This window comes from Pleomorphochaeta naphthae, assembly GCF_055396005.1.
Genome location: NZ_AP042457.1, coordinates 1,956,071 through 1,968,767, shown reverse-complemented (window position 1 = coordinate 1,968,767; position 12,697 = coordinate 1,956,071). Strand labels below are relative to the sequence as shown.

Here is a 12,697-nt window from a genome sequence, read left to right as displayed (position 1 = left end):
TCAAACAAAAGGAACTTTTCAAAGATGAAAAAACTAGTGACATCTGAATCAGTTTGCAAAGGGCATCCTGATAAATTATGTGATTTAATATCCGATACAATTCTAGATGCTTGTTTAGAAAAAGATAAAAATTCTAGAGTTGCTTGTGAAGTTCTAGCAACTGCGAATCACATAATTGTGGCAGGGGAGATAACCTGCAAAGAAAGAATTAATATAAAACAAACTGTAAAAGAAGTTTTATTAAATGTTGGCTATAATCCCAATGATTATAAAATATCAGTTTATGTGCATACCCAAAGTTCGGATATTGCAGGTGGGGTTGATTTAGCACTTGAGGTAAGAAATAAAGAATCAGACAAACAATTAGAGCTTGGAGCTGGGGATCAAGGAACCGTATTTGGCTATGCTACAAATGAAACAAAAGAATTTTTACCTTTACCCTTAGTTAAAGCACACGCAATTTGTAAAAAATTAGATTTATGTATGAAGGATTTATCAATTTTTGGAATTGGTCCTGATGGAAAAGCTCAAGTAAGTATTGAGTATGATGGGGATATTCCTATAAGGGTTTCTACAATAGTAGTATCAGTTCAACACATTGAAGAGATATATGTTAGTGAATTGAAAAAAGAAATAATTGAAAAAGTTATAAATCCAGTTTTTGAAGATTTTCCAATTGATATTAAAACAAATATTTTAATAAATCCTTCAGGCAAATTTGTTCTGGGAGGTCCTGCTGCAGATACAGGACTGACAGGTAGAAAAATAATTGTAGATACTTATGGCGGATTAGCAGCTCATGGTGGAGGTGCTTTTTCAGGAAAAGATGCTACTAAAGTTGATAGGTCTGCAGCATATATGGCAAGGGCTATTTCAAAGAATATTGTGAAATGTGGATTTGCAAGTAAATGTCAAACTTCTATTTCTTATGCAATTGGTAAAGCTCACCCAGTAGCTTTGGAAATAAAAACATTTGGAACTTCTAGTATTGGTGAATCAAAATTAGAAGATTTAGTATTAAATACTTTTGATTTAAGGCCTTCAGCAATCATTAATGATTTAGCGCTTTTGAATGTTAAATATTCTAAAACTTCGACTTATGGTCATTTTAATAATATAGAGAATAATACTTGGGAGCATTTTGATAAAACTGAAGAATTAATGGAGTTGTTTGAAAAAAGATGTTAATTGAAAAAAAGAAAATAAATGAATTAATTCCTGCTGATTATAACCCTAGAAAAGATTTAAAACCTAGTGATGCAGAATATGAAAAATTGAAGAGATCAATAACTCAATTTGGTTATGTTGAGCCAGTTATTTTTAATAAAAAAACATCACAAATCGTAGGTGGACATCAAAGATTAAAAGTTTTAAAAGATTGTGGGTTAAAAGAACTTGATTGTGTAATTGTAGATTTGACAATTGAGAAAGAAAAAGCTTTGAATATAGCATTAAATAAAATATCAGGTGATTGGGATAAAGAAAAATTAGCATTATTAATTACAGATTTAGAAGGCGTTGATTTTGATGTATCTCTCACAGGTTTTGATACCGAAGAGATTGATGATTTATTTAAGGATAGTTTAAAAGATGGATTAGAGGATGATGATTTTGATGTAGATGATGAATTGAAAAATCCTCCTATTACTAAAAAAGGTGATGTTTGGACTTTAGGCAATCATAGGCTTATTTGTGGGGATAGCACAAAAGAAGAAACCTATAATCATTTGATGTGTGATAAAAAAGCAAATTTGGTAGTAACAGACCCTCCATATAATGTAAATTATGAAAGTGGCGCAGGAAAGATTCAGAATGATAATATGGATAATAATTCTTTCTATGCTTTCCTGTTAGCTGCCTTTGAAAATATAGAAAAATGCATGGCAATAGATGCATCCATTTATGTATTCCATGCTGATACTGAAGGTCTTAATTTTAGAAAGGCTTTTAACAATGCTGGTTTTTATTTATCAGGGACTTGTATTTGGAAGAAACAATCACTTGTACTTGGTCGATCCCCTTATCAATGGCAACATGAGCCCGTTTTATATGGTTGGAAAAAGAAAGGCAAGCATAATTGGTTTACAGGAAGAAAAGAATCTACTATTTGGGAGTTTGATAAACCTAAAAAGAATGCTGATCATCCGACAATGAAACCTATTCAATTAATAGCATATCCTATTATGAATTCTTCTATGAGTGGAACTTTAGTATTAGACCCCTTTGGTGGCAGCGGTAGTACTCTTATAGCTTGTGAACAAACTGATAGAGTTTGTTATACTTGTGAAATTGATGAAAAATATTGTGATGTAATTATAAAAAGATACATTGAATTGGTAGGTTCAACTTCCAAAGTAACAATTGAGAGAGATGGTCTTTTATATTCATATGATGAATTGATAGAAGAAGGAAATAATGATGAACAGTTGGAATGTAATTAATACTCTTATCATATCAATATTTGGATCAGGTGGATTAATAATATGGTTCTTAAATAGGTCATCTAAAAAAAGAGATTCGAAAGATACTAATAGTGATGATATTAAAACAATTAAAGAAAAACTTTCCTTCGTTCAGGAAGGTCTAGTTATGACGTTAGAAAATGATAAGGTTATTTTTAAGGCTCTTAGAAATCATGAAATCAATGGTGAATCAGAGAATCAAGAAGAGAAGATGGATGAATATTTTTTATCTCTTTTTAAACATAATGGAGAGAATTAATGTATCTAGTAATAATAATTTTAGTCTATGCAGGTTTTATAGGACTTATGATGGAACTTTATAAAAAAGTAATCAGAAAAAATAAATCAGGTGTGTTAGAAATAAGGTTGTTGGCTTTAGTTTTATCAATCATATTTAGTATTTTTGTTTATAAGATAATCTCTATTAATGATATTTTTGAAGAGATTAACAATACTCCTTATATAATTATTTTATACTCAGCTTTAATTTATTTATTACAACTTCCATCTTGTATGAAAATATGGAAACCTTTGTTAAAAGATTTAATTGAAAGGAAAATCAAATGAATACTTTCATTACAATTATTGTAACAATTATATTAAGCTTACTCGGAATTACAAAGTATCAATCAAATAAAATAAAAGATCAAAAGAAAGAAATAGATAATAACAAAAAACAAGTAAAGAGTGCTAAAAAAGAGTTTGAAATAATAAGGGATGTTCAGGATAAAATAAAAAAGGTAGAAATAGATGAAAAACCTAAAAAGAAAAAAGCTGCTAAATCTGGGGATTTTTCTTCTCGTCTTAATAGGCTTAATAAGCTGCACGACAACTGATACTATTGAAGAGCCTTTTGATTCAACTCCTATACTAATAAATATGATACCAAAACTTCCTGAAATACCTAAATTTCCTAAATTGAATTGGAATTATGAAAATAATAAGTATTATATCAATGAAGAGAATGTTGATAAGTTATTAAATTATGGTGAATATGAGTTACCATTATATAGATATGAAATGAATCTATATAATAATCAATTGCAAATTGTACTAGATTCAATTAACTCAATTGATTTATTATAATCGTTAATATTACATATAGGTGAATTTTCTTGTATTAAATCTTTTTCTATAAATTTGTAATCAGTAGTTAATAAATAGTAAATTTTTATATTAAGATTTTTTTCATAAAAATATTTAACTATTTTATTCATCTTACAATTTGTAGATTGCCCCCCAATAAAACAGTTTCTTGGAGAAATGTTTCCATAACCATTATTGAAACGCTTGTATAAATTTTTAGATTCACCAATATAAATAATAGTTTTATTTACTTCCCATAAATATACCCCTGAGTCTTTTGGTATATTCAATTTAAATTTACAAAAGGAACCTTATCCATTTTTATTAAGTCGAAGATTTTTTTTATTACTGTATCTATTTTGAGGTGAATAGGAAATTAGATTACTTTGTTCATCAAAAGTTGGCTTTATTACATTTAAAAATTGAAATTTATACTTTTCTGAAATTATAAGAATGTTTGACATGTTATACCTTTTTAGTGAATTTTTAATATAATTATAAATTGAATAATCTTAATATTCAACTTGATAATATCTCCCTTTAGAGTGATATATACATGTATAGGAGATTATAATTTTATGAGAACTATTACTAAAAATCATTTAGATTATCTTAGAGAACAATACCCTTCAGGAACTATTGTTAAATTGCTTAGTATGGAAGATTTACAAGCTCCTAAAAAGGGAACTTTAGGTAGAGTATTTCATGTTGATGATACAGGAACTATACATGTTAAATGGGAAACAGGCTCAACTCTTGGAGTTATATACGGAGTTGATAGAATTATGAAGGTAAGCAATGACTGAGATTATTAAAGAGCAAATATTGAGAGTTCGTGATACATGTTTAACTAATATGTTTGATATAAAAAATGTTAGATTTATAGTAGAAGAACTAGATTTAATAGAATTAAAAAATTATATTGAAAATAGTGATGATAAAAGAGAGTATATTACTTTTATAATAAATGGAAAGCTTTAATAAAAGTTATCCATTTTTTTAAGGCCCTATGGGGTCTTTTTTTGTGTCTAAATATTATGAAAAAATTAAAGAAATACAAAGCAACCAAGTTTGAAGCAAAGGACTCAATCTATGATAAAGAAAAAGCTGACTATGCAGTTAATTTTATAAATTGTTTAAGTCATACAAAAGGCATATGGGCGGGAAAGCCTTTTGAATTATTAGATTGGCAAGAGCAAATAATAAGAGATCTATTTGGAATTATTAAGCCAAATGGGTATAGACAATTTAATACAGCTTATATTGAAATTCCAAAGAAGAATGGCAAAAGTGAATTAGCAGCAGCTGTTGCTCTACTATTAACATGTGGGGACTTTGAAGAGAGAGCTGAAGTATATGGGTGTGCAGCGGATAGAGGGCAAGCTTCTATTGTTTTTGAAGTTGCTGCTGATATGGTTAGAATGTGCCCAGCCTTGAGTAGAAGAGTAAAAATACTAACAGCTACAAAGAGAATAATTTATCTTCCAACTAATAGTTTTTATCAAGTATTATCTGCTGAAGCTTATTCAAAACATGGCTTTAATGTACATGGAGTTGTTTTTGATGAACTGCATACACAACCAAATAGAAAACTATTTGATGTAATGACAAAAGGCTCAGGCGATGCAAGAACTCAACCATTATTCTTTTTAATAACAACAGCTGGAACAGATACTCACTCAATATGTTATGAGCAACATCAAAAAGCAATTGATTTGATAGAGGGTAGAAAAATAGATAGCACTTTTTATCCTGTAATATATGGAGCAAGTGAAGAGGATGATTGGACAAAAAGAAAAACTTGGATTAAAGCAAACCCTTCAATTGGTGAGACTATAGGCTTTGATAAGGTTCAATCTGCATGCGATAGCGCAAGACAAAATCCAGGAGAAGAGAATTCATTTAGACAGCTAAGATTGAATCAGTGGGTAAAACAAACGGTTAGATGGATGCCAATGAATAAATGGGATTTATGTGGATTTAAAATTGATAATAACTCTCTTAATGGTAGAGTTTGTTATGGTGGATTAGATTTATCATCATCCACAGATATAACAGCTTTTGTTTTAGTTTTTCCACCCATTGATGAGGATGACAAATATATTATCAAACCTTATTTTTGGATTCCTGAAGAATGTTTAGATTTAAGGGTACGAAGAGATCATGTTCCATATGATGTGTGGTTAAAAACTGGCCATTTAGAAATAACAGAAGGCAACGTTGTTCACTATGGTTATATTGAAAAATTCATAGAAGAATTAGGGACAAAATATAATATAAAAGAAATTGCCTTCGATAGATGGGGTGCTGTTCAAATGGTTCAGAACCTAGAGGGTATGGGCTTTACTGTAGTGCCTTTTGGTCAAGGATTTAAAGATATGAGTCCTCCAACTAAAGAGTTAATGAAGCTTGTATTAGAGAAGAAATTAGCACATGGTAAACATCCCGTTTTAAGATGGATGATGGATAATATTTTTATAAGACGAGATCCTGCAGGTAATATAAAACCTGATAAAGAAAAATCAACTGAAAAGATAGATGGTGCTGTTGCAACAATAATGGCACTGGATAGAGCAATAAGATGTGAAAATGTAAATAATACTTCTGTTTATGATGGCAGAGGTATTTTATTTATCTAAATTTGGAGTGAAATATAATGCAATTTTTGCCAAACTTTAAAAAGAGAGCACGAGATAAACCTAAAAATAGTATTAATGGCTCCTCGTTTAATTTTCTTTTTGGAGGAACAACTTCAGGAAAACCTGTAAATGAAAGAACTAGTATGCAAATGACTGCTGTTTATTCTTGTGTAAGAATTTTATCAGAAGCAATAGCAGGACTTCCTCTACATTTATATCACTATGGAGAGAATAATAATACATTAAAAGCCGTTGATCATCCTCTTTATTTCTTATTACATGATGAGCCAAATCCTGAAATGACAAGTTTTATATTCAGAGAAACCTTAATGACTCATTTACTATTATGGGGTAATGCTTACTCACAAATAATTAGAAATGGTAAAGGGGAAGTTATAGCTCTATACCCATTAATGCCTGATAGAATGGTAGTTGATAGAGATAAATATGGAAATCTTTATTATCAATATACAAAAAGAGATGGTGATACTAATACTCTAAAAGGTACAACTGTAATATTGGATCCTAGTGAAGTATTACATATTCCAGGTCTTGGCTTTGATGGCTTGGTTGGATACTCTCCAATCGCAATGGCTAAAAATGCTATTGGAATGGCTATAGCTTGTGAAGAATTTGGAGCATCTTTCTTTGCAAACGGAGCAGCTCCTAGTGGTGTTCTTGAGCATCCTGGTTCTTTAAAAGACCCTAAAAGAGTTAGAGAAACATGGCAAGGACAATTTGGGGGTTCTTCAAATACTGGAAAAGTTGCAGTACTTGAAGAGGGTATGAAATACACTCCAATCTCTATCTCTCCTGAGCAAGCACAATTTTTAGAAACAAGAAAATTTCAAATTAATGAAATAGCTAGAATTTTCAGAGTTCCTCCTCATATGGTTGGGGATTTAGAGAAGTCAAGTTTTTCTAATATTGAGCAACAATCCTTAGAATTTGTTAAATACACATTAGATCCTTGGGTAATTAGATGGGAGCAGTCGTTATCTAGAATTCTATTTAACAAAGAAGATAAGAAAAAATACTTTATAAAATTCAATGTAGAAGGTCTCTTAAGAGGAGATTATCAAAGCCGTATGAATGGGTATGCCACTGCAAGACAGAATGGGTGGATGAGTGCAAATGATATTAGAGAGTTAGAAAATTTAAATAAAATATCTGATGAAGATGGAGGTAATCTCTATCTCGTTAATGGAAATATGCTTCCTTTAAATATGGCTGGAATATATGCCAATAAAGAAAGTACAAACACGGAGGATAATGGTAGTGAAGAACAAGAAGTTCTGGATTTGGAAAAACCAAGTAGAAAACGAAAATAAAGTAAGAGTTTTATCAATAAATGGAACAATTGCTGAGGATAGTTGGTTTGATGATGATGTAACTCCAAAACTATTTAAAGAAGAATTGTTTTCTGAGGATGGGGATCTAGTTATATGGTTAAATTCTCCGGGTGGAGATTGTATTGCCGCAAGTCAAATATACTCAATGCTTATGGATTATCCATTTAATATAACAATAAAGATTGATGGAATAGCTGCTTCTGCTGCATCTGTAATTGCAATGGCTGGAACTAAAGTATTATTAGCCCCAACTGCTCTTATGATGATTCATAACCCAATGACTGTAGCTTTTGGAAATCATGAAGATATGCAAAAAGCTATTGATATGCTTAATCAAGTAAAAGAGAGCATAATCAATGCTTATGAATTAAAGACTAACCAACCAAGAGCAAAGCTTAGTAAGCTGATGGATAGTGAAACGTGGATGAATGCAAATAAAGCAATAGAACTTGGATTTGCAGATGGGTTATTAGAAGATTCTAAAAAAACAAATATTGAAGATAGTTATTCCTATTCAGGAAAAGCTGTTGAATCAAAATTAATAAACAAAATAACAAATAAATACAGAAAGACTTCTCAAGAAAAAATTGAAACAGGTGTATCAATAAACGAATTAGAGAAGAGATTATTTTTAATTAAACCATAATAAATAGGAGATATGATTTATGAATAAAGCTAATGAATTAAGAGAACAAAGAGCTGGTGTTTGGGAGAAAGCTAAAAAGTTTTTAGACTCTCATAGAAATGAAAATAATATGCTTTCCAGTGAAGATACGCAAACTTATGAAAGAATGGAAAATGAGATTGTAAATCTTGGAAAAGAAATTGAAAGACAAGAAAGATTAGATAAAATTGAAAGAGAATTAAATGCTCCAATCAATTCTCCTATTACTTCTAAGCCTGGTGATATGGAAAACTCTAAAAAGATGGGAAGAGATAGTGGTGAATATGCTTCTGCTTTCTGGAAACAAATTAGAGCAAGAGATGGAATTGTAACTCCTGAGATTAGAAATGCACTAAGAATTGGAGTTGATACCGAAGGTGGATATTTAGTTCCAGATGAATTTGAGAGAAGGCTTGTTGAAGCATTAGAAGAAGAGAATATCTTTAGAACAATTGCTCATAAAATGAATACAGCAAGTGGTGATAAAAAAATCCCTATTGTAGCTTCAAAAGGGAGTGCATCCTGGATTGATGAAGGGGGAGCTTATCCTGAAAGTGATGATGCCTTTGGTCAAGTAAGTATTGGTGCTCATAAAGTTGGTACAATGATTAAAGTATCTGAAGAATTGATCAATGATAATGTATTTGATTTAGAGGGATATATTGCAAAAGAATTTGGAAGAAGAATTGGAGCAAAAGAAGAAGAAGCTTTCTTCATTGGGGATGGAAGTGGAAAACCATTAGGTATTTTAGCAACAACAGGGGGTGCTCAAATTGGAGTAACATCCTCTTTGGATTCAGGTATTAAATTTGATGAAATTATAGATTTATATTATTCCTTAAAATCACCATATAGAAAGAATGCAACTTGGATTGTAAATGATACAACTATTAAAGCTTTAAGAAAATTAAAAGATGGAAATGGTCAGTACATTTGGCAACCATCAGTAACTGCAGGAACTCCTGACAGTATTTTAAATAGACCTGTTCAAACCTCTTCTTTTATGCCTGAATTAACTGCTGGAAATAAGAGTGTTGTATTTGGGGACTTCTCATATTATTGGATTGCTGATAGACAAGGTAGAGTCTTTAAACGCTTAGGTGAATTATATGCACCAAGTGGTCAGGTTGGTTTCTTAGGTTCTCAAAGAGTAGATGGAAAACTAATTCTTCCAGAAGCAGTTAAAGTACTTCAACAAAAAGTAGCTTAGTAAGGATAAATTGATGAATAATTCAAAAAATTATAAAGAAGATGGTGGAGATACTATTGTACTTGGGGGTGATGTAAAAATCACCTCCACTGCAAATATAATAATTGAAGAAGGTTCTAATATTAAGGGCCTTTCAACTTTTAAAGAAATAGATAATCTTGAAGATAGTACTGCTGAAACTGTAAAAGCTTTAAAAAATGATTTTAACTTACTTTTTTCTAAATTAAGAGAAGTTGGACTGCTAAAAGTATAGTTATAACAAACACTTTAGAGAAATCTAAGGTGTTTTTTTATGGGGGTATGAAATGATTGTAAGTTTAGATTTATTTAATTCCTATACTGGAAATTATGAAGATAATGAATCAGCTATTCTTTTAAAAGAATCTTTTTTATCTTCTGCTGAAGAAGTAATAAAAGGCTACTTAGGTTTTGATCCAACTGAGCAAGAGTATGTTGATGTATTAATTTCAGGGAACGATAAAAAGAGATTATATTTACCCTCTCGTCCTATCACTTCTCTTTATTCAGTTTCTATTAATGATTCAACTTTTGATACAAATAAATTTAATTATAACGATGATTATATCTATTTTACTGATTATAAAATGCCTTTCAAAAAAGGTGTTGATAATATTTTATTAAGTTTTAAAGCTGGATGGAATGATAACAACATGCCAAGTGTAATTAAACTTTCAATTTTAAGAATAGCAACACTAATGCTCTCTGAAACAAATGGTAATATTGGTTTAACTGGTAAGAGTTTTTCTGATAATAGTAGAACTTTTATTAACTATAGTAATTATAGAAAATACTTGCAGCCTTTGGATATATTAAGAATTGTAAGGTTTTAAATATGAGACAGAAATCAAATACAGATTTTTTTTCAATAGAATCAGATATAACAGACCCTCTAAATATGCTAAATGATTTAGGTGCAAAACAGAAAACAATTATGAGAAGATTACTCTCTGGAATCGGTACTGATGCAAAAAACAAAGTTAAAAAAGGCTATAAAAGTAGTGGTTTAAAAAAACGCACTGGAACTCTTTATAAAAGTATTTCAAAGAGAGTAATTAAAAGTGGAAAGGCTGTAATTATTGAAGCAAAAGCGCAAGCTGAGAATAATGTATTTTATGGATATGCTCTTTCTAAAGGCTCTGAAATTAGAGCAAAGGATAATGGTTATCTAACCTTTCAGATAGATGGGAAATGGAAAAAAGTTCACAGCGTAAAATTACCTGAAAGAAACTTTGTAGAAAAACCTGTAAATGATTATCTAAAATCAACAGCTTATAAAGAAAAGCTTGATAAATTGGTTCAAAAAGAAATAGCAAAGATAGAAAAGAAAAATGAAAACAGAAATACAAGTTCTAGAAAAACTTAAATCCGTAATAATTAATAAATTAGCTTCTTATTATGATCAAGAAGTTACATTAGCACAAATAACAGATATGAATATAAAAATTGATTTTCCAGATATTGATAATATGAGAAAAAATAATATGTTTTATATTCAACCAGATTATGAAACCTTAGAAGAACTTAGTATTAATAGTGATATGGCTACTATGAATATTAAGATCTTTATTTTGTGTAAAGGTGCAAAATCACAAGAGTTAATAAAGAGAGTGTTTGCTTATTATTCAGCACTTTATGGGATGTTAAAAAACAATCAAAGCCTAGATGGTTTTATAGATTTTATAAAAATTACAGATATGGACTACTATCCAGCAGTATCAGAAATTGCAAACATTAGTGCAATTGAAGTTAGATTGGAACTTATGTGGTCTAAAGAATTTTAAAGGAAGTAGAAATGGCTTTTATAACAGGTAGTGGAACTACTATTCAATTTGGAAAAGAAAGTGGATTTGCAATAAGTGCTAATCCTACTACTTTAATAAATCATACAAATGAAGGAATAAGTGTATCAGTTTCAAAAGGGGATGAAGGATCTCTTTTAGCAAGTAAAACACCCTCTAGTAGAGACCTATTATCAATTGGAGTTGATGGCTCTATTAGTTTTATTTTAAGACCTGAGTTTGCAGGACTATTATTTCATTTAGCACTAGGTGGAAATGATACTTGTACTCAAATAGATGAAAGTGAATGGTATAAACATAACCTTTATTTATGTGATGTAAATCAAAATCTACCTTCAACTACAATTGTAATTGATAGAAAAGCGGTTGTTAAAAAATATCCTGGATGTACAATTTCATCCTTTTCCTTAACTTGTGCTGCTGGAGATTTTGTAAAAGGTAGTATTGATATAAAAGGGGTAAGAGAAGAAACAGGTTCTTTAAATACTTCAATACCTAATTTTAGTATTCCATCTTACAAATGTATAAGTGCAACCTTTAGTGTTGGAGGAAGTGTTTTTGATATTTCAAGTGCCTCTCTAAAAATTGATAATGCATTAGAAGAATCCCCTAAAACTTACTCATCAGGATTATATTCAGGACAACCTCAGCATGGAAAGAGAAGTGTAACTCTTGATTTTGAAATACCTTATAGTAGTGCAATTGAAGATTTTAAATCAAATTATCTAATAACAGAAAATAAGACAGAAGTAATATTAACTTTTGCTTCCTCTATTTCAGATTATAAAATTGAAGTAATTATTCCAAACCTATCAGTCAATGATGTATCTGCAAATATAGGAGGAACTGGAATACTAACAGCATCTATTTCAGGAGAAGCACTATCCGTTGGAGATACAGAGCCAATTGAAGTAAATATCACAGATAAAACAGCAACACCTTATGGAGATTAAGAAATATGTTTATTAAATCAAAAAATTATAATAATTGTGTTCAAAAAGTAAAAATAGAAATTGGAACTAATGTAGGTTTAGAAAAAGATGATGAAGCTTATATTGTATTAAAAGAATTACCTACAATTGAAATGCTTAAATTAAAAGATGCATCAGAAAAAAGTGAAAATGATATATTAATTCTATTTCGAGAATTGTTACCATTAATCTTAATAGATCATAACTTTTATGAAGATGAAAAAGCACAAAAGAAAATGTCAGAAAAGGATGTAACTTCAATTATTTTTGACTCCTTAGATTTAACAGTAAAGGTTGTGGACTCTTATACTAAAGCAAGTTTTTTTACCCGAGCAGAGAAGATAGGATAGCTTTATCTTCTCTTTGTATTGAGGTCTTTAATGGTAGGAGAAATCAAGAATTATTTAATGAATATAAGCATTGGTTATTTTATATAACTGATATTTATCTTCCTATTTGTGATAGTGAAACAGGGGATTTTAGATCTCTCCCT

General features: G+C 30.0%; 18 protein-coding genes. All 18 read left to right on the top strand.

The window, feature by feature from the left end; translation table 11 throughout:
• The first annotated feature begins 24 nt into the window (after positions 1-24).
• The 18 genes from metK to ACZ5SO_RS08890 all read left to right on the top strand — a co-directional run bounded on the left by metK (position 25) and on the right by ACZ5SO_RS08890 (position 12,554).
• Positions 25-1,188 (top strand): methionine adenosyltransferase, encoded by a 1,164-nt coding sequence (metK, locus tag ACZ5SO_RS08975; protein ID WP_464624104.1) that lies wholly within the window; start codon positions 25-27, stop codon positions 1,186-1,188.
• Positions 1,182-2,441 (top strand): site-specific DNA-methyltransferase, encoded by a 1,260-nt coding sequence (locus ACZ5SO_RS08970; RefSeq protein ID WP_464624103.1) that lies wholly within the window; start codon positions 1,182-1,184, stop codon positions 2,439-2,441. The genes metK and ACZ5SO_RS08970 overlap by 7 nt, the downstream gene beginning before the upstream one ends.
• Entirely contained in the window at positions 2,419-2,721 is a 303-nt protein-coding gene (locus ACZ5SO_RS08965) for a hypothetical protein (RefSeq protein ID WP_464624102.1), read from the top strand. The genes ACZ5SO_RS08970 and ACZ5SO_RS08965 overlap by 23 nt, the downstream gene beginning before the upstream one ends.
• A complete protein-coding gene (locus tag ACZ5SO_RS08960) occupies positions 2,721-3,029 on the top strand; it encodes a hypothetical protein (protein ID WP_464624101.1) in 309 nt (102 codons plus the stop codon). The genes ACZ5SO_RS08965 and ACZ5SO_RS08960 overlap by 1 nt, the downstream gene beginning before the upstream one ends.
• Positions 3,026-3,298 carry a hypothetical protein gene (locus ACZ5SO_RS08955; protein ID WP_464624100.1) on the top strand — a complete coding sequence of 91 codons (273 nt, stop codon included), beginning with the start codon at positions 3,026-3,028 and terminating at the stop codon, positions 3,296-3,298. The genes ACZ5SO_RS08960 and ACZ5SO_RS08955 overlap by 4 nt, the downstream gene beginning before the upstream one ends.
• 43 nt (positions 3,299-3,341) lie before the next feature.
• A complete protein-coding gene (locus tag ACZ5SO_RS08950; protein WP_464624099.1) occupies positions 3,342-3,548 on the top strand; it encodes a hypothetical protein in 207 nt (68 codons plus the stop codon).
• A 578-nt stretch (positions 3,549-4,126) separates the two neighbouring features.
• The gene (locus tag ACZ5SO_RS08945) at positions 4,127-4,354 is read left to right on the top strand and encodes a DUF4314 domain-containing protein (RefSeq protein WP_464624098.1); all 228 of its coding nucleotides are present in this window, start codon (positions 4,127-4,129) and stop codon (positions 4,352-4,354) included.
• Positions 4,347-4,529: a DUF5049 domain-containing protein gene (locus tag ACZ5SO_RS08940; RefSeq protein WP_464624097.1), complete on the top strand. Its 183-nt coding sequence runs from the start codon at positions 4,347-4,349 to the stop codon at positions 4,527-4,529. The genes ACZ5SO_RS08945 and ACZ5SO_RS08940 overlap by 8 nt, the downstream gene beginning before the upstream one ends.
• Positions 4,530-4,585: 56 nt before the next feature.
• Entirely contained in the window at positions 4,586-6,187 is a 1,602-nt protein-coding gene (locus tag ACZ5SO_RS08935; protein ID WP_464624096.1) for a terminase large subunit, read from the top strand.
• 17 nt (positions 6,188-6,204) lie between these two features.
• The gene (locus ACZ5SO_RS08930) at positions 6,205-7,518 is read left to right on the top strand and encodes a phage portal protein (RefSeq protein WP_464624095.1); all 1,314 of its coding nucleotides are present in this window, start codon (positions 6,205-6,207) and stop codon (positions 7,516-7,518) included.
• Positions 7,460-8,185, top strand: a complete 726-nt coding sequence (locus ACZ5SO_RS08925) for a head maturation protease, ClpP-related (protein ID WP_464624094.1) — start codon at positions 7,460-7,462, stop codon at positions 8,183-8,185. The genes ACZ5SO_RS08930 and ACZ5SO_RS08925 overlap by 59 nt, the downstream gene beginning before the upstream one ends.
• A 19-nt stretch (positions 8,186-8,204) precedes the next feature.
• On the top strand, positions 8,205-9,413 hold the full coding sequence (locus ACZ5SO_RS08920; RefSeq protein WP_464624093.1) for a phage major capsid protein: 1,209 nt from the start codon (positions 8,205-8,207) through the stop codon (positions 9,411-9,413).
• A 13-nt stretch (positions 9,414-9,426) separates the two neighbouring features.
• Positions 9,427-9,666 carry a Head fiber protein gene (locus ACZ5SO_RS08915; RefSeq protein WP_464624092.1) on the top strand — a complete coding sequence of 80 codons (240 nt, stop codon included), beginning with the start codon at positions 9,427-9,429 and terminating at the stop codon, positions 9,664-9,666.
• A 52-nt stretch (positions 9,667-9,718) separates the two neighbouring features.
• On the top strand, positions 9,719-10,264 hold the full coding sequence (locus tag ACZ5SO_RS08910) for a hypothetical protein (RefSeq protein WP_464624091.1): 546 nt from the start codon (positions 9,719-9,721) through the stop codon (positions 10,262-10,264).
• A gap of 2 nt (positions 10,265-10,266) precedes the next feature.
• Complete coding sequence (locus ACZ5SO_RS08905) at positions 10,267-10,797, top strand: hypothetical protein (protein WP_464624090.1); 531 nt, start codon at positions 10,267-10,269, stop codon at positions 10,795-10,797.
• Positions 10,763-11,215, top strand: coding sequence for a hypothetical protein (locus ACZ5SO_RS08900; protein WP_464624089.1), 453 nt, complete (start codon positions 10,763-10,765; stop codon positions 11,213-11,215). Before ACZ5SO_RS08905 ends, ACZ5SO_RS08900 begins: the two co-directional genes overlap by 35 nt.
• An 11-nt stretch (positions 11,216-11,226) precedes the next feature.
• Positions 11,227-12,186, top strand: coding sequence for a phage tail tube protein (locus tag ACZ5SO_RS08895; RefSeq protein ID WP_464624088.1), 960 nt, complete (start codon positions 11,227-11,229; stop codon positions 12,184-12,186).
• Positions 12,187-12,191: 5 nt separating this feature from the next.
• On the top strand, positions 12,192-12,554 hold the full coding sequence (locus ACZ5SO_RS08890) for a hypothetical protein (protein ID WP_464624087.1): 363 nt from the start codon (positions 12,192-12,194) through the stop codon (positions 12,552-12,554).
• The last annotated feature ends 143 nt before the right edge of the window (positions 12,555-12,697 follow it).